Genomic DNA, 16,258 nt, shown 5'->3' on the forward strand with positions numbered 1-16,258 from the left:
TACCTTCTGAACTAAAACTTGGAGACAGGGGCAGCCAAAGCCTATATAGAAGCCCCCCCCCTAAAAGCAATAGAAGTAAGCAAAAGCTGTAGTAGCGGCGAGGCATTCCTGTCATTTCTCGATGCGGTATTTTTTATGGCACGAAGCACAGCTCTGCCCAATCATACGAAACAAGCCAGCGCTCGGTTTGGAAGCAAGGTGTTCATCACTCATGTTGTCTAGCCCCCGTTGCGCTCCCATTGCTGCTTGACCTTGGGCACCCATCATTCCCTGGCCTCTCATTTGCTCCCCCATGCGACCATTCATAGGGCCCGATTCTCCCATCATGCTATGGCCGGACATATGATTTGAATTACCCATCATGGTATTCCCCATACCATTTTCTGGTTCCACATTCTGATTGTTGGCAGCTCCATCGTGCAAGGCCTGCCCTAAGCGTTCTAGATTGCGTGCTAAGCGCTGAAAATTCTCCCACTCATTCCATATTTCAGCAGTCGCCTCGCTAGGCATATTTAAACTGCCATCGGGAAAAAGCTTTGTCATATGCTCGCCAGAATGATCTCGGATCAGAAGCGCATTCCTCTTTACAGTTTCAGCGTCGTATTCTTTTTGCCCTCGCATAATCGGTTTTAGCTCTTTCATAGCGCCTTTTAGATTATCCATTAAATCCATACGCTCTTTAATAATACCGGTCGCCCCGCCATGGCCATAAGCGACAGCTGAAATGGAAAAAATAACCAAAATTATAATCACTGCATTTCTGTTCATGAACTCGTACCTAATCAATTTTCCACCAAGCGTTAGTTGAAGCTTACGCCTATAAATCACTTAATTTAATCTCTCTAGTTAACTACGAAAATGCCTTCAGGTGAAGCAAAACCAAACTAGCGGGTCGTTTCTCACTATAGTAAACACAAGAATTGCATATGTTGAGGTCTATTTATACATAAGGTGTCAGACAGACAATCGTGTGCGTCAGCACGATTATGTTTATACTCTCGAATATACTCTACCGATCATTACCCGGCTTGCTGGCCCTGACCACAGTCCGAAACTTATATAAGGCAAAAACCTAGTATGACCATCGACGCAAAAACGGTCTCGGCAGTACCCACCAATATCATCACCGGCTTCCTCGGTGTCGGAAAAACTTCTGCGATTCTGAACTTACTCAAACAAAAACCCGATAACGAACGATGGGCGGTACTCGTCAATGAATTTGGCGAAATTGGTGTAGACGGCAGTTTTTTTCAAGGTCAGAGCTCTCAAGAACAAGGCGTATTTATCAAAGAGGTGCCAGGCGGCTGTATGTGCTGTGCATCGGGCTTACCGATGCAAATTGCCTTAAACCAATTGCTTTCGCGCGCTAAACCAGACCGTTTGTTGATAGAGCCAACTGGGCTAGGCCACCCAATAGAAGTCTTAGAAGTACTGTCGGCAGAACACTATCAACAAGTACTCTCCCTACAAAAGACCCTCACATTGGTCGATGCACGCAAGCTAAGCGATGAGCGCTACACCCAGCATGATACCTTCAATCAACAGATATTGATTGCTGATATGATCATTGGCAACAAAAGTGACCTTTACCAAGACGGAGATGAAGCACAACTCACCCAATATATTAAGAAAACAATGGATAAAGCCCCTCCTGTTGTACTAACAAGTTATGGAAATATCGACATCGCACTTTTGAATGGGCCGACGTCTTCAGTGGTAACAGCCAAACATCACCATCATGAATCTGACGCACCTAGATTACTCATGGACTCGCCTATTCCGGAAACAGGATTTTTAAAAGCAACAAATAAGGGAGAGGGCTACGAAAGTATCGGCTGGCGCTTTTCGCCAGATAAGACCTTTAGCCATGCTGCACTTTTCAACTTCTTGAGTGGAGTCAATGCTGAACGAATGAAAGCCGTGTTTATCACTGACGAGGGAGTATTCGGCTATAACCTAACAACAGATGCCTTAACCGAGGTAGCACTGGATGAATGCCTGGAAAGCCGAATTGAGATTATTGGCAAGGGCTTAGCCTCTGATATCGAAACTGAACTGTTGGCTTGCATGTCAGAGCTCAACTAGTCTTTTCGAAAACGCTCTTTTAGATAATTTAAAGTACTTTGACCCCTTAAGGTCGCATCGGCGTGATTCGATTCATTAACCAAGCTATTCGCTATCAGAGGATTTTCCTAAGTGCTTGCTAACCACAAAAGCCAGATAGCCAACAAGGGGTCTTGGAAAGTCATGCGCCATCCCTTCTATCTCGCGGAATTCAGCACCTTCAATCAGTTCAGCATTTTTTCTTCCGAACTTGATAGGAATGAGCCGATCTTCGGCACCATGAATAATCAAAGTGGGTACATTGACTCGCTGTGTAATCTTTTTGGTTTTCTTAGTCGCTACAATCGCAGAAAGCTGTCTTTTTGTACCGTACTTTTCAGCATCACGCGCCAGAGCTTTCCGGAGTCGAGATTCTAACTCTTCTTGCTTTGGCGGGTGAGTCCTGCTGCTAATCAAACGGACGGTTTCCATTTTCAGGTCTAGCTGTTCTTCTTCGGCAGCCTGGCTCGACTTAAGCAAATGAAGCCCCAGCTTCATATTCCAAGGCATCACTAAACCACGACTATCTGCCGTAGACATGATCGAGGTTAAGCTAATAATACGATCATGATAAATACCAGCAATGATTTGAGCGATCATGCCACCCATTGAAGCTCCGACAATATGGGCCTGTTTACACTTTAGGTGGTCAAGCAGACAGACCGCGTCGTGGGCCATATGATATAGATCGTAGGGTGCGTCTATCTTCAAGCCAAACCAGTTTGCCAATACCTGTTTCAACACACGAGGAGCTGCATAGTGATCAAACTTGGTAGAAAGGCCAATATCGCGATTATCAAATCGGATAACGTAATAACCTTCTTCAGCAAGCAGATGACAGAACCGGTCAGGCCAAACAATCATCTGGGCACCTAAACCCATAATCAGAAGTACGGCAGGCCTTTTAGGGTTTCCGAAGGTCTCGTATTCAATACTTACATCGTTACATACAGCTTTAGGCATGGTGACAGCACGGAGGAAAAAACAATAACAATGGGTTTAAGTTTAGATGCCGATCGGAGATACGATGTGAAGGTTTTGTGTCAGTTCGGGCAATACAATTCGGTGGCAATGACCAGTTTGCCTTAGCGAGTTTCACTTGATATTTGTTCATATTGGGAATATATTCCCAATATGAACAAAGAAACGTTAAGCTACAAAAACACCTTAAGCCAATGTGTCATCTTTATGATGAAACCTTTGGTGCGCATACTCCTGAGGTCAGGAGTCGGTTTCTCTGACTTTGCCGAATGGGTAAAACATGCCTATGTGGCCGTTGCAGAAGAAGAGTTCACTGTCGATGGAAAGCCCCAGAGCACCTCTAGAATTTCGATTTTAAGCGGACTTCATCGAAAAGAGGTTGCACGAATTCGTAAAGAACTTGATGAAAGCAAGATTCCCACCACAACCACACCTGCCAACCGGGCAGAGAGAGTCATTAACGCATGGCTTAGGGAGCCGGCTTATAGCCGCGATCAAAACGCACCGCTAGACCTCCCTTTTAGCTCGAGTAACGCTGACACACCAAGTTTTGAGTCTTTAGTCAAAGAATATAGTGGCGATATTCATACAACGACCTTACTTGAAGAACTTACCCGTTTAGGTGCAGTGGAGAAACTTGAAAATGAACACCTACGGCTAAACCAATCCGGCTATATCCCGATACCCGAAAGCCTTGATCAGATTGAAGTCGCCGCACAATCAGCACACGATTTAATATCCACACTAAGCAACAATTTAAATCCAGATTCAGACGAACCTCGCTTCCAACGATCTGTTGCTTACTTGCACCTATCAAGTGACTCTATTCAAGAATTTAAACAATACAGCAAAAAAGAAAATGAAAAATTGTTGCTCAAGCTGAATAAGTGGCTTGCACAGCACGACATGCCATTAGCCGAACAAAAACACGCTTCCAATCAGTACAGAGCGGGAGTTGGAATTTATTATTTCGAAGAGCTCAACAATAAATCGAGCCAAGTTTAAAGGACCAACTGCAATGGACATTCAACATAAACTTAAGCCAAGTTTGTTTCTTCTCACCTTGAGCTTACTGTCATCTGTTTTCGTTGGCTGTAGTGAGTCCGAGAATGATGGCGGAATTACCGGAACGGGCGGCCCTCTGGAAAGCTACTTAAAGCACGGAATTGCTTCGAATAACCAGAACCCTAGCTATTGCGATATTTGCCTCGATGCCCCCGTACTCGAAAGCGATGGAAGTGCAGATGCCTCTTCTGACGAGTCAAGCGATAGCTACTCCCGAACTAATACTCAAGAAACAGGAGTCGATGAACTCGACTGGCTTAAGACCGACGGAAACCTGATATACAGCTACAATGGAGGTTCCGACATCAATATATTTGAATTATCGGAACAGACAGGTAAACACGAAGCGCTCAATACCATTACCCTCTCTACTTCACGTCATTACTTACAGGGCTTGTATCTGGAAGAAACACTCGAAAACAAAAAACTTATTTCAATCGCTAACGAATACGCTCAAGTCTATAGCGACTACTTCTGGCACTGGAGTGATAGCCGTATCAGTATTGATATGTATGACGTGGAAACACCTGAATCCACCATAGACAAAACCACATCTATACAGATAGAGGGTCAGTATGTCAGCAGCCGAAAAATCGGCTCAAAGCTCTATATCATTAGCCAATACAGTGCCTACCTCGACGACTATGTAATCTATCCCTATGAAGAAGATGATATTAGCCGTAACGAGTCATTAATCAGCAAGGCCACATTAGAAGACCTACTCCCAAGCGTCACCTTAAATGGCCAAACAAAGATTTTACTAGGTGAAAATGATTGCCATATTCCTAACGAGCCAGAAGATTCAACACAACCTACCCTGGCTATCGTTACTAAAATCGACCTTGGCGCTTCACATGATATGGCGCTTTCAGATATAAAATCCAGCTGCATCGCCGCCCCCATTGCCACAATCTACGCATCATTGAACGCCGTGTATATGGTAGAAAATGAATACAGTTACGAAAACGCAAATGATTCATCTTATAGCAGTACGGTCTACAAGCTAGACTATTCGGACAATGGTCTAGAGTTTGCTGGAAGCGTAGCCCTAAGCGGCCAAGTAGGCTGGAATGAACAGTTCAGACTTAGCGAGTATCAGGATCATCTGCGAGTCGTGACCACTGACCATTCCAGCACAGAGAGAAATATACATCGGCTACATACCATCAATATTGATGATACAGAGCTGAACCTGAATGCAACAATCCCTAATGAATCGGCTCCGGAAGCTATCGGAAAACCAGGAGAGTCAATCTACAGTGTTCGATTTGACGGTGACAAAGCTTATATCGTGACCTTTAGACAAATCGACCCATTTTATGTACTTGACTTATCTAATCACGACTCTCCTCGCGTCGCAGGTGAATTAGAACTGCCCGGCTTTTCAAACTACCTTCACCCCTTCGGCGATACACTTGTCTTTGGCCTAGGCCGCGGCTCGGAAGGTGGCGTCGCAACAAATAATATCAAACTCGCACTGTTTGACGTGAGCGATATGAGCAACCCGCTATTAGTGAATGAAGTACTGCTTGAAGGCGACACATCATATTCTCCTGCCGAATACACTCATACGGCCTTAAGTATCTTACCCGGCAACGATGAACACTCATGGCGTCTAGGTTTTTCAGCGAGCATATTAGAGGACTGGCAGTGGCAAAAAGACGCCTACTATCTTTTTGAGGTCAGAGATACTGAACACCCTGAGGGTGCTAGTCTAAATCAAGCCGGAAGCATAGTCGGTAGCGAACTCGGCACCGGGCAGTCAGGTAGTTATTACTATTCATCCTACGACCGAGGGGTTCTCACTGGCACTCACGTTCACTACTCTCATAGAGGATACTTGATCACAGAATTGTGGGATGACCTGGCTAACCCCGCTGACTGAATGAAACCCTTTTTTAAGCTTGTCGAAGCGTCAAGCTTACTTAGATGTAGGTGCAAACATTACATTTTCGACGCTACGTTTTGCCGGTTGATAAGTGTTCACTTTATGCTCGGCAGGGTAACCGATCGAAAGACCGCATAGCAGTTTATAGTCTTCTTCTATATCGAAATGCTTTTTGATCGGACTTGCCCAAGTGGCAATAGCGGCTTGAGGACAGGACCCCAACCCTTCTTCTACGGCAGCGAGCATGAGTGATTGCATAAAGATACCGGCGTCCAAAGCACTATAAAGACCAAGTTTGTCATTGATAAATATAAAAATTGCAGTGGGCGCACCAAAAAACTCAAAATTCTTTTGCATTTGCGCCTCACGTGCCTCGTAGTCACTTCTTTCAATGCCCAGTGTTTCGTATAGCCCCATGCCACAATCAAACTTGCGTTTCTTAAGCTCATCAGGGTAACTGACGTCGGGGTTATAATCGCCGTCGGGCAAAACACCACTTGTTAACCCCTGCCAAATTTTGCTTGGTAACGGAAGGCGCTTAATCCGGCTAGCTTTGGCGAACTTGCTAGATAATTCGTCAGCTATCTTATTTTTTGTGCTACCGCTAGCAATTGCAATTCGATAAGGTTGAGAGTTACCTCCACTGGGTGATAGCAATGCTTTGCTGATAACGCGCTCCAAGACATCATCCGGAATACTTACAGGTGTGAATTGACGAATGCTACGGCGCGTCTTCAAGGCTTCAGAAAGTTTCATAATTCGTCCTCATGTACCAATATTTCGAAGGTGTGTATGCAAGTATAAGCACGGGCTATTGGTTTATATATAACCTATAATGAAAGATACTATTGCGTTATCTGCAACTTCTCCCAGAAATGCACGTTAATGACACGCAGAAGAAGCTCGTCGTAAATGACGTATTATCGGTTTATCAGGCGGTCAAGGCAGGTATGGGAATCTCTATGCTCCCCAGTTATCTTATCGAAGAGGACATTAAAGCCGGGAGACTCGTCGAACTGTTCTCAGGACAAAAGAATACCCCCATGAAGTTTTTTTACTGTTCCCCTCAACTGAGTTTATGCCTTTAAAGTTACGCGTTTTTATAGATTTTATGTTAGATCAATTTGTCGATGCGTCTTAATACTCAAGGTGAGTGTCAGCTTGGCCAGATTCGATTAAAAGGTTGACGCCGCAATGTCGAATACCGGTTCGAGAAAAAAGCTTCGAATTCCAAACTACTCAAAACAGCAAGATGAGCAAATCAGCCGAGTTTGACCTCATTCACTTATCAACAGTCACCATGAGATATCGCTGCCAAAATACCTTTCATTGCCACATCTCTAACCCTGTCTATACTGAATACAAAAAGAACAAGCCATTCCTTCAATCAAACGGCCTTCAATATGTTTCGCGATGCAACAATACGTCTAAAAGTAATATCTGGATTTGCCCTATCCACACTCGTTATCCTTTTGGTTGGACTGATCGGTTTTAATGGTATTAGTAAGCTATCAGATAACCTATCATTTATCGTGGGTCCAGCATGGGACAGCGCTGATGGAGCGATGGAGGCAGAAATTGGTCTGGAAGCTCAAATGCTTGCAGTAGAGAAAATCTTTCAAGGTTATCATTACGATAAAGGGCTAGAGTCAATCAAGGAAGCCCAACAAAGCACCGATGAAGCGATAGATCAGCTCCGCGATGCAGGGCTCATGGACGCCACTCAAATCGAAAATTTTTCCTTAAACAAAAGTCAGTATAAAAAGCTGCTCGAAGAAGTGCTAAAAGAGTATAAAGACTTTGCCTTCTTAAAATATCAATATGATGAAAATGCAGAAAAATTCGTCAAACTAAGTAGCGAAATAGAAGCAATCGGAGATTCAACGGTCGAACAACTAGAAAAGTCCCCCTCTCAATTAGTCACATGGGATACTGGCCTAGATAATATGTGGTTGGCTGCCGATGGCGCAATGGAGTCTAGTATCGGCTTACTCTCTGGTCTCTACCATATGGCTCGTTTTATCGCAAAGAGCGAAGAGCATAGTGCCGCACAATACAATCTGAACGAAGCGCTCGCATTCCAAAAAGAAGCAGCAAAGGAAATGTTCAGTACTGGTGCATTCAAATTAAATGCAGGAAGCAAATGGCAAAACCTTAGTTATGAAGAGGCCTACACAAAACACTTAGACAAACATGAAGAACTAACAAAAAAGCTGTTTGCAGCAACTCACGCATATCAAACAACTCATATCAAATACATCACAATTGCTGACCAACTCCTGGTGCAGTTGGGTAAATTTGAAGAAAGCGGAGATCGAGTAGTTGAAAATGAAGTCGATGTCATTAATCAAATTCAACAGGCGACACTAAGCGTTATGACGATGACTGCAATTGGCGGCGTCGTGGTTGTGATTATCTTCTCTTTACTTCTACTGCGCTCAATCCTCAGCCCCTTAAACGAAATTAGCACGCGAATTGAAGACATAGCACAAGGAGAAGGAGACCTCACACTGCGTCTCAACATGGAGTCAAAGGATGAACTCGGCACCCTAGGAAATCACTTTGACAGCTTCCTTGATAACATCCATAACATTATTAGCCAGGTATCTAGTCGTTCTGTAACAATGTCGGCAGAGATCACGGAAATGGACAACGTTGCTCAACGAACAAATGAGAGTGTAGACGAACAAAGACGTCAAACAGACCTAATCGCTACAGCCATCAATCAGATGTCCTCAAGTGGTCGAGAAATTGCTCAAAATACCGAAAATGCGGCGAGAAGTGCGACCGAAGCGAAAATTGTCAGTGAAGAAGCCGAACAAATTGTCACCGAAGCAATCTCGACTATCGGCAGTTTATCAGCTGAAATTGAGGATGCCACAGGCGTCATCTCAACACTTGAAGATGAGGTCAATCAAATTGTAAACGTCCTCAACGTGATCGTTGGAATCGCGGAACAAACAAACCTCCTTGCTCTCAATGCCGCAATCGAAGCTGCGCGAGCAGGTGAGCACGGTAGAGGATTTGCTGTTGTTGCTGATGAAGTTAGAGGCTTGGCAGGACGCACTCAACAAAGCACAGAAGAAATACAAGAAATGATTGATCGACTCAAAAGTGGATCACAGAGAGCCGTCGAAGTCATGACACGAAGTAATGAACAAAGTCAAAGTACCGTTCGTCAAAGTGAACAAGTACAACGATCACTTAACCAAATTGCTTCTTCGATTTCAGTTATAAATGAGATTAACCAACTAGTAGCAAGCGCTTCAGAAGAACAGTCATGCGTGTGTGAAGAAATGGAGAAGAATGTTCAAACGGTTGTTGAAGTCGCCACCACGACCAGCGAGGGCATGGAACAAACTTCTGCAAGCTGCCAACAAGCAAACCAACTAAATCAGGATTTGTCCGACTTAGTTAACCGCTTTAAGGTCTGAGCAAGCTTATTCAATTGCTCAATAAAAAGGAAACTGATAGTCACTGCTGTATCATATTTTTTTAATCGTTCTATGTATACGAATCGATTAACTAGGTCTATATAGGAAACGCAAAGACACAGCAGAGATTAGGTTTACTACTCACCTAAGTCGAGACAAGTAGATCTCATAAATTTCAGAGGGACTATAAACCAAACCGCTTACATTGGTTAAAATTAGATCCCTCCGTCGCTTTTTGACTACTGCATGCTTTGTATTTGTACGCCGTGTAGATATCGACCCGATTCGATCTGGGTTGTTCGTACAACCGTCGCCTTGCTAACCAAGTCGGGCACTATTCCCATCTCTGAGCGGATACAGGCCTCAATACATTCACCTGCGTTAATCGCCCTATCAAGTTCAACTTGCATGCCATTTACACTAAGATCGAGGCAAGTGCCCTCAATATAGTTTCCAGTATCCAGTTTTACCTGGATAGGCGTGTCTAGCTTCATACGGATATGGTCACGTTTCTCATCATAATTTCTAACATTGATCATAGATAATTCCTCAACAACTGGATGCAGGACTGCTCAAGGCCTAAAAGTCAGACTCTTGAACCAACACTAAATATTAATCAAAGGTCGTACCGTAAAAACAGATACTTCTTACCATCAACACCTTGCGGCACACTTCTAGAATTTGAATAAAGCAAGGCACTAATAATTGGTCAAAAAAACGGCAATGATCATCCGAGTGGGAATTGGCGTCTGAGTAAAGTGCCTCTCCCCCTTTATTTCTCTTCTCATTGACATTACTGGTAATGACATTAGGATACTTAGCCTGAAACGTATCACCATCCTAAAAGAGTATTATCACACATGAAAAAATTCTGGCTCATGCTACCTGTGCTGTTTGCACTAGCTTTAAACGCCACGCACGTCGATGCCAAAAAGTTCGGCGGCGGAAAGTCGTTTGGAAAGCTATTTCAAACCAAGCCTTCTCCTGCTAAAAAAGCTGCGCCAAATAATTCAGGAGCTGCAAAACAGAAAGCGCCGGCCAAGGGCGGTATGGCGAAAGGTTTAATGGGTGGCCTTCTCGCTGGTGGCTTAATTGCAGCTTTAATGGGTGGAGCATTTGAAGGCATTCAAATCATGGATATAATTCTGCTCGCTTTGGTGGCCTTTATTCTGATTCGCTTATTTAAAGGTATGATGCAAGCTAAAGCAGCCTCCATGGAGCCTCAACCAGCTTATTCTACAAATCAATTCAGACAAGAGAGCCAAACAGACGCCCAACCAAGCAAGTTCTTGGCGGGTCAGTTTCCTCAGTCATCTTCCGGCAATCAGCCAACAGCTAACCAGAACAACGATGCTACCTTTAATGAAGAGCAAACTTCAGGGTTTGGTTCGTATAATGATGTACCTTATAACCTGCCTGCAGACTTTGATATCAACAATTTTTTGGCCGGCGCTCGTGAGCATTACCGTACCATCCAGCTAGCCTGGAATGAGAATGATCTAAGTAAAATTGAGGAGTACGTTAGCTCAGAGTTGTTTTCCCATTTAAAAGAAGAACGTGCAGCGCTTGAAGGTGAACAGCACACGAATGTGCTGTTTATTGATGCCCAGATCGTCAGAGCTGACCAATCAGCAGGCTTGGCAGAGCTAAGCATTCAGTTTAGTGGGCGCTATAGTGATGAAACCGAAGGAGTTGAAGAGGATATTACAGATCTTTGGCACTTAACCAGAGACACCCGCGATAACAATGCGCCTTGGTTAATCGTAGGAATCGAAAACTAAGCTATAGTTTCTAACAACTTCCTGACCATAAAAGCAGCTTACATACAACTGCCATAGGATCTTTATGTTTAGAATTTTAGTGCTGATCGTATTTTTAATTTCATGCCTGGTGGCGTTTATAAAGGCTGATAAATGGCCACGATGGAAACAACTTACAGTTATTTTCATCCCGACGATTATGCTATTCTGCTTTGCTTTAGTGCTTGAAACTTTAAACTGACCCTTTGGTTTTTCATTAAATATAATACGCTTATAAAGGTAGAAAGTGAGCCTGTTTTTATACTGCAGCGAGAAAGGCTTAACGTGGTTGCGAGAAGGGAAGCTACCTTTCTTAGAAGCCTCATCATTGATGGACCCATTCGTTAGCAATGAAGCCCTTAATCATCAGCCTGATGGGTCAATCGCTGTTTCAGATGAAGAGTTCAGAGTTGAATTGAAAGCTCAATTCGCGGCGCTACCAGAGTCTTTATCAAGCCTGATGAGCTTTGAGTATTTTGAAGAACAATCCCAAAGCAAACGAGCCAGTATTGAAGCACAAATAAGACAACGTTCTGTACCGCAAGTGAGTACAGTGTCGGCTAAACAACAGAAAAATCTAACACTGCTATGCTTATCTGAAAGAGCAGATAACTCGCTACTCTGGCAGTATCAAGCGGCTAATCACCGAGGTATGGTCATCGAACTAGACCAAACTCATGAGTTTTTTACCGCCCCTCAATACCGAGATGCCCCTCAAATGTTTCAGCCAGTGAAGTATAGTGCAGAGCGTCCGTTAAAGCTGAAAGACTCACATCCTTTCATTTCACTATTTCACCGTAGTGAACACTTTTCTCATGAGCAAGAGTGGCGCTTATTACGGCCGGCATCAGTGAGTGACAAGCTCATAAACGTCGATGAACTCAGTATTCACCTTCATAAAATCCCCAATACGGTGATCAAGTCCGTCACCTGCGGGGCAAATATGACAGCGGAACTAAAAAAAGCGCTCGTTAACCTCTTGAGCACTGACTTACGCTACCGACATGCTGAGCTTATGGAGTGCCGGCTGGACCCCGGCCAATATATACTCCATCGCACAGCCATTGATTGAGATAAAGTCAACTTGAACTAAGCGACCTTAACTTGCTCAGCTGCTTCCTGGTTAGCCATATACTCTTCGTAAGTGCCTTGAAAATCTATCAAGCCCTGGTCTTTAATTTCGATGACGCGTGTTGCCAGTGATGAGACAAACTCTCGGTCGTGGCTAACAAAAATCAAAGTGCCATCAAAGTTTTTAAGCGCTTCGTTCAGAGCTTCAATGGCTTCCATATCCATGTGGTTGGTCGGCTCATCCATAATCAGAATATTTAGGTCCTGCATCATTAACTTGCCAAACAACAAGCGGTTTTTCTCACCACCTGAGCAGACTTTGGCTTTCTTGTTAACGTCATCTTCGGTAAAGAGCATTCGACCTAACATACCGCGAACCATTAAATCGTTATGCTTTGCAGTACGCCACTGAGACATCCAGTCAAAGAGGTTTAGGTCACTGTCGAAATCTTTCGTGCTGTCCTGCGGGCAGTAGCCTAATACGGCATTTTCAGCCCACTTTACTTCACCCGTATTGGCTTGAATCTCATTCATCAAACAACGTAAGAAAGTTGACTTCCCCACCCCGTTCTCACCAATCACCGCAAGCTTTGCGCCCGCTTCTAGAATCAGGTCACCACCCGAGAAGAGTGTCTCACCGTCAAAGCCATGACCTAAGTCTTCCAGCACCAAGGCTTGGCGATGCAATTTCTTATCTTGCTTGAAACTAATGGAAGGTGTTAAACGGCTAGACGATTTGACTTCATCTAGCGTTATCTTATCTAGCTTTTTAGCACGAGAGCTGGCTTGTTTAGCTTTCGACGCATTGGCTGAAAAGCGGTTAACAAAGGCTTGAAGCTCATCAATTTCGGCACTCTTTTTAGCATTCTCGGCAAATAGTTGCTCACGTATTAGTGTTGAGGCTGCCGTAAAGGCTTCATAGTTGCCCGGGTAAATACGTAACTCGCCATAATCGATATCCGCCATATGCGTGCACACAGAATTCAAGAAATGGCGATCGTGCGAGATGATAATCATCGTACATTTTCGCTCATTCAAAACCGTACCGAGCCACTCAATGGTATGAATGTCCAGGTTGTTGGTCGGTTCGTCCAAAAGCAAAATATCAGGGTTCGCGAACAAAGCCTGAGCTAATAACACTCTTAACTTCCAACCTGGTGCAACTTGTGCCATCAAACCAAAGTGGAATTCTTCAGCAATACCCGCTGATAGTAATATTTCCCCGGCTCGACTCTCCGCACTGTAGCCGTCCATCTCCGCAAATTGCGTTTCCAATTCAGCGACCTTCATGCCATCTTCTTCAGACATTTCAGGTAGGCTGTAGATACGATCACGCTCTTGTTTCACTTTCCACAGCTCAACATCACCCATGATCACTGCATCGACAACGCTGTACTCTTCGAAGGCAAACTGATCCTGGCTTAGTACACCGACCTTTTCACCTGGTGTTATAGAAACGTTACCGGACGTTGGTGTTAACTCACCACTCAGGATTTTCATAAAGGTTGATTTACCGCAACCATTAGCCCCGATTAAACCATAGCGATTACCGTTACCAAATTTAGCTGAAATGTTCTCGAACAAAGGTTCAGCACCAAACTGCATGGTGATATTAGCGGTAGAAATCAAGAGAGCGTCCTAGGTATTTGAAGGTGAGAGGCTCAGCTTGAATGTCTTTCAATCGGTTTTAGCAAAGAGTGACAGAAGCTTAAGCACAAAGGGGCGCGAACTATAAAGACTTGGGGCTAGAAAGTCGAGACAAATTGACTATAAAACATACAAGACTGTCGAAGTAAGCCTGGCCGTTACTCCTGTTCTGCATCCACACCATAATGTCTACGCATAAGGTAGGCATAAGCTGTAGTAAATGCGGCTTCTTGCATCACTTTCAGGCCTGTTTCTTCAAAAGGTACCGGGATAGGGTTTTTCTTAACAGCTGCTTTGATATCAACTGGGGTTATCAAGCGAACATCGACTCCATCAATCAGTTCAATTGCAGCCTCCATTTTGAAACCAATCGCACCACCGGCAAACTTACCTTTTGTCGGTCTCTCTCGAATAATTACGGTATCTATTTGATAGTCTGTCATCAGTTTGGCAAACGTAGCCTGAAAGTACTTTAGACTATGGCTCTTCTCTAGCGTCACTTTTCTTACGCGACAGTCAGGGATATCGAATATCTCATCATCCATGGACAAGAGACAAATAATCGCATCACTACCCTTTAATTCAACACCACATACTTTCATAACTAAATCTCAATATTAGGAATGGCTGCATTGTAGGTAAATCTGCACGCTAATGAAATGATCAATAGCTGTTGGCGTATAGATTTCATGACAGATCAAGTAAAGCCCGGAATTAAACAGCCTAGCGGTGTCATATATCAAGTTCAAGATAAAGCCGCTACACTGCACGCCATTTTCCCACTATCAATAATCGAGATATCCATGAGCTTTCAAACCCTAGGTCTTTCCCCTCAATTATTGACTCATCTGCTTGAGCTCGGCTACCTTGACGCAACGCCTATCCAACAAGCAGCTATTCCTGAAGTTCTCGCCGGCCACGATGTGATGGCTGGGGCACAAACCGGTACGGGCAAAACCGCAGCCTTTGCCCTTCCCATTATTCAAAAACTTATTGATGCTCAAAACACCCTTAAGCCAATTAATGACAACATTGAAGAAAGCTCCTGCCAGTCACCCAAAGCCTTAGTATTAACACCTACACGAGAATTAGCACTACAAGTATTCAATAGCATAAATACTTACAGCCACAACACAAATATTCAGTCAGCTATCGCCTATGGCGGCGTTAGCTTGAACCCACAAATACAAGCTATCAAAAAGGGGGTGAGTATTGTGGTGGCTACACCTGGACGTTTACTCGACTTGCTCATGAAGGAGTGTATCGACTTAAATCACATTGAGTTCCTAGTATTTGATGAAGCAGACCGTATGCTAGACATGGGTTTCATTAATGATATAAATCGTATTTTGAGGGGCATGCCTAAACAGCGGCAAACCCTGCTATTCTCTGCAACCTTCGATCAGGCTATTTTCGATCTGAGCAAAAAATTATTAAAAGACCCCAAGCTCATTGAAGTCGATGCTCGCAATACCGCCGCTAAGAAAGTTGAACAAATGGTCTACACCGTCGACAAGGATCGCAAGCGCGAATTAACGTCTTACTTAATTGGCTCTAAAAATTGGCAGCAGGTACTCATCTTTACACGCACCAAGCAAGCCGCTGACGAGCTCTCCAAAGAAATGATCAAGGATGGGCTCAAGACGGCAGCTATTCATGGTGACAAGTCTCAAGGCGCTCGTGAGCGTGCACTGGAAGACTTCAAGCAAAACAAACTACGCGCCTTAGTTGCAACGGATGTCGCTGCTCGAGGGCTGGATATTGACCAGCTCAAGTATGTCATCAATTACGAACTACCTTACGTTGCGGAGGATTATATTCATCGCATAGGGCGCACCGGCAGAGCTGGCCAAGAAGGCCTGGCAATATCGTTGTTAAGCTTAGGTGAAGAGTATTTACTAGAAGAAATTGAAGCCGTGCTTGATGAACGTTTGCCGCAACAGTGGTTACCCGGCTATGAACCTGATTTAACAAAAGAAGTTAAAACATCGAAAAAGAATTCCCGCACCGCTCAGAAGAAACGTCGAAAAGATAGAGCGTACGGTAAGAAACGAAAGTAAGAGGAAAAAGGAGCTGTGTCAAAACCTAGCGTTGAGATAAACCGCTAGTCGCTTTGATGTTCTAACACAGCTTATTAGGAAAGGCCTTGCCTAAATAAGATAAGTAACTGGTAGTTATTTAACCGTGACCACTGGTCACAAGTCAAGTTAGAAGTGCTAAAAAGAGGCCAAATGGGGAGAAAAGGTTTATCCCATCTGTGGGATGATATA

At 44.0% G+C, this 16,258-nt stretch carries 14 protein-coding genes; 8 read left to right on the plus strand and 6 right to left on the minus strand.

Annotated features, from left to right (window positions below):
- Positions 1-111: 111 nt before the first annotated feature.
- Positions 112-768 carry a cytochrome c gene (locus tag A3763_RS11940; protein WP_068509435.1) on the minus strand — a complete coding sequence of 219 codons (657 nt, stop codon included), beginning with the start codon at positions 766-768 and terminating at the stop codon, positions 112-114.
- A 309-nt stretch (positions 769-1,077) separates the two neighbouring features.
- Here A3763_RS11940 and A3763_RS11945 point away from each other — a divergent pair, with 309 nt between their 5' ends.
- Positions 1,078-2,085, plus strand: coding sequence for a GTP-binding protein (locus A3763_RS11945; RefSeq protein ID WP_068509437.1), 1,008 nt, complete (start codon positions 1,078-1,080; stop codon positions 2,083-2,085).
- Between the two features lie 84 nt (positions 2,086-2,169).
- On the opposite strand, the gene A3763_RS11950 is transcribed toward A3763_RS11945, so the two are convergent.
- On the minus strand, positions 2,170-3,066 hold the full coding sequence (locus tag A3763_RS11950) for an alpha/beta fold hydrolase (RefSeq protein ID WP_068509440.1): 897 nt from the start codon (positions 3,064-3,066) through the stop codon (positions 2,170-2,172).
- Between the two features lie 171 nt (positions 3,067-3,237).
- On the opposite strand from A3763_RS11950, the gene A3763_RS11955 reads away from it, so the two are divergent.
- The gene (locus A3763_RS11955; RefSeq protein ID WP_068509442.1) at positions 3,238-4,089 is read left to right on the plus strand and encodes a DUF6502 family protein; all 852 of its coding nucleotides are present in this window, start codon (positions 3,238-3,240) and stop codon (positions 4,087-4,089) included.
- 13 nt (positions 4,090-4,102) lie between these two features.
- A complete protein-coding gene (locus A3763_RS11960) occupies positions 4,103-6,034 on the plus strand; it encodes a beta-propeller domain-containing protein (RefSeq protein ID WP_068509444.1) in 1,932 nt (643 codons plus the stop codon).
- 36 nt (positions 6,035-6,070) lie between these two features.
- Here the strand turns inward: A3763_RS11960 and A3763_RS11965 are convergent, their stop codons facing one another.
- Complete coding sequence (locus A3763_RS11965) at positions 6,071-6,793, minus strand: nitroreductase (protein WP_068509447.1); 723 nt, start codon at positions 6,791-6,793, stop codon at positions 6,071-6,073.
- 119 nt (positions 6,794-6,912) lie between these two features.
- On the opposite strand from A3763_RS11965, the gene A3763_RS30120 reads away from it, so the two are divergent.
- Both A3763_RS30120 and A3763_RS11975 read left to right on the plus strand, forming a co-directional pair.
- Positions 6,913-7,125, plus strand: a complete 213-nt coding sequence (locus A3763_RS30120) for a LysR substrate-binding domain-containing protein (protein WP_068509449.1) — start codon at positions 6,913-6,915, stop codon at positions 7,123-7,125.
- Between the two features lie 315 nt (positions 7,126-7,440).
- On the plus strand, positions 7,441-9,471 hold the full coding sequence (locus A3763_RS11975) for a methyl-accepting chemotaxis protein (protein ID WP_068509451.1): 2,031 nt from the start codon (positions 7,441-7,443) through the stop codon (positions 9,469-9,471).
- A 239-nt stretch (positions 9,472-9,710) separates the two neighbouring features.
- Here the strand turns inward: A3763_RS11975 and A3763_RS11980 are convergent, their stop codons facing one another.
- Positions 9,711-10,010 (minus strand): PilZ domain-containing protein, encoded by a 300-nt coding sequence (locus A3763_RS11980; protein WP_068509454.1) that lies wholly within the window; start codon positions 10,008-10,010, stop codon positions 9,711-9,713.
- A 321-nt stretch (positions 10,011-10,331) separates the two neighbouring features.
- On the opposite strand from A3763_RS11980, the gene A3763_RS11985 reads away from it, so the two are divergent.
- Both A3763_RS11985 and A3763_RS11990 read left to right on the plus strand, forming a co-directional pair.
- On the plus strand, positions 10,332-11,252 hold the full coding sequence (locus A3763_RS11985) for a Tim44 domain-containing protein (RefSeq protein ID WP_068509456.1): 921 nt from the start codon (positions 10,332-10,334) through the stop codon (positions 11,250-11,252).
- Between the two features lie 265 nt (positions 11,253-11,517).
- Positions 11,518-12,342: a DUF2971 domain-containing protein gene (locus tag A3763_RS11990; protein ID WP_068509459.1), complete on the plus strand. Its 825-nt coding sequence runs from the start codon at positions 11,518-11,520 to the stop codon at positions 12,340-12,342.
- A gap of 17 nt (positions 12,343-12,359) precedes the next feature.
- Here the strand turns inward: A3763_RS11990 and A3763_RS11995 are convergent, their stop codons facing one another.
- Together A3763_RS11995 and A3763_RS12000 are read right to left on the minus strand one after the other, a co-directional pair.
- Complete coding sequence (locus A3763_RS11995) at positions 12,360-13,970, minus strand: ABC-F family ATPase (protein WP_082865154.1); 1,611 nt, start codon at positions 13,968-13,970, stop codon at positions 12,360-12,362.
- A 176-nt stretch (positions 13,971-14,146) separates the two neighbouring features.
- Positions 14,147-14,590: a DUF3010 family protein gene (locus tag A3763_RS12000; protein ID WP_068509463.1), complete on the minus strand. Its 444-nt coding sequence runs from the start codon at positions 14,588-14,590 to the stop codon at positions 14,147-14,149.
- A gap of 201 nt (positions 14,591-14,791) precedes the next feature.
- On the opposite strand from A3763_RS12000, the gene A3763_RS12005 reads away from it, so the two are divergent.
- Entirely contained in the window at positions 14,792-16,048 is a 1,257-nt protein-coding gene (locus A3763_RS12005; RefSeq protein WP_068509505.1) for a DEAD/DEAH box helicase, read from the plus strand.
- Positions 16,049-16,258: the final 210 nt, after the last annotated feature.

This window comes from Oleiphilus sp. HI0128 (assembly GCF_001635365.1).

Bases quoted from the DNA above. Each gene is read 5' to 3' on its own strand.
- A3763_RS11940 (WP_068509435.1), bottom strand. From the start codon at position 768: ATGAACAGAAATGCAGTGATTATAATTTTGGTTATTTTTTCCATTTCA.
- A3763_RS11965 (WP_068509447.1), bottom strand. From the start codon at position 6,793: ATGAAACTTTCTGAAGCCTTGAAGACGCGCCGTAGCATTCGTCAATTC.
- A3763_RS11950 (WP_068509440.1), bottom strand. From the start codon at position 3,066: ATGCCTAAAGCTGTATGTAACGATGTAAGTATTGAATACGAGACCTTC.
- A3763_RS12000 (WP_068509463.1), bottom strand. From the start codon at position 14,590: ATGAAAGTATGTGGTGTTGAATTAAAGGGTAGTGATGCGATTATTTGT.
- A3763_RS11985 (WP_068509456.1), top strand. From the start codon at position 10,332: ATGAAAAAATTCTGGCTCATGCTACCTGTGCTGTTTGCACTAGCTTTA.
- A3763_RS12005 (WP_068509505.1), top strand. From the start codon at position 14,792: ATGAGCTTTCAAACCCTAGGTCTTTCCCCTCAATTATTGACTCATCTG.
- A3763_RS11945 (WP_068509437.1), top strand. From the start codon at position 1,078: ATGACCATCGACGCAAAAACGGTCTCGGCAGTACCCACCAATATCATC.
- A3763_RS30120 (WP_068509449.1), top strand. From the start codon at position 6,913: ATGCACGTTAATGACACGCAGAAGAAGCTCGTCGTAAATGACGTATTA.
- A3763_RS11980 (WP_068509454.1), bottom strand. From the start codon at position 10,010: ATGATCAATGTTAGAAATTATGATGAGAAACGTGACCATATCCGTATG.
- A3763_RS11955 (WP_068509442.1), top strand. From the start codon at position 3,238: ATGAACAAAGAAACGTTAAGCTACAAAAACACCTTAAGCCAATGTGTC.
- A3763_RS11975 (WP_068509451.1), top strand. From the start codon at position 7,441: ATGTTTCGCGATGCAACAATACGTCTAAAAGTAATATCTGGATTTGCC.
- A3763_RS11960 (WP_068509444.1), top strand. From the start codon at position 4,103: ATGGACATTCAACATAAACTTAAGCCAAGTTTGTTTCTTCTCACCTTG.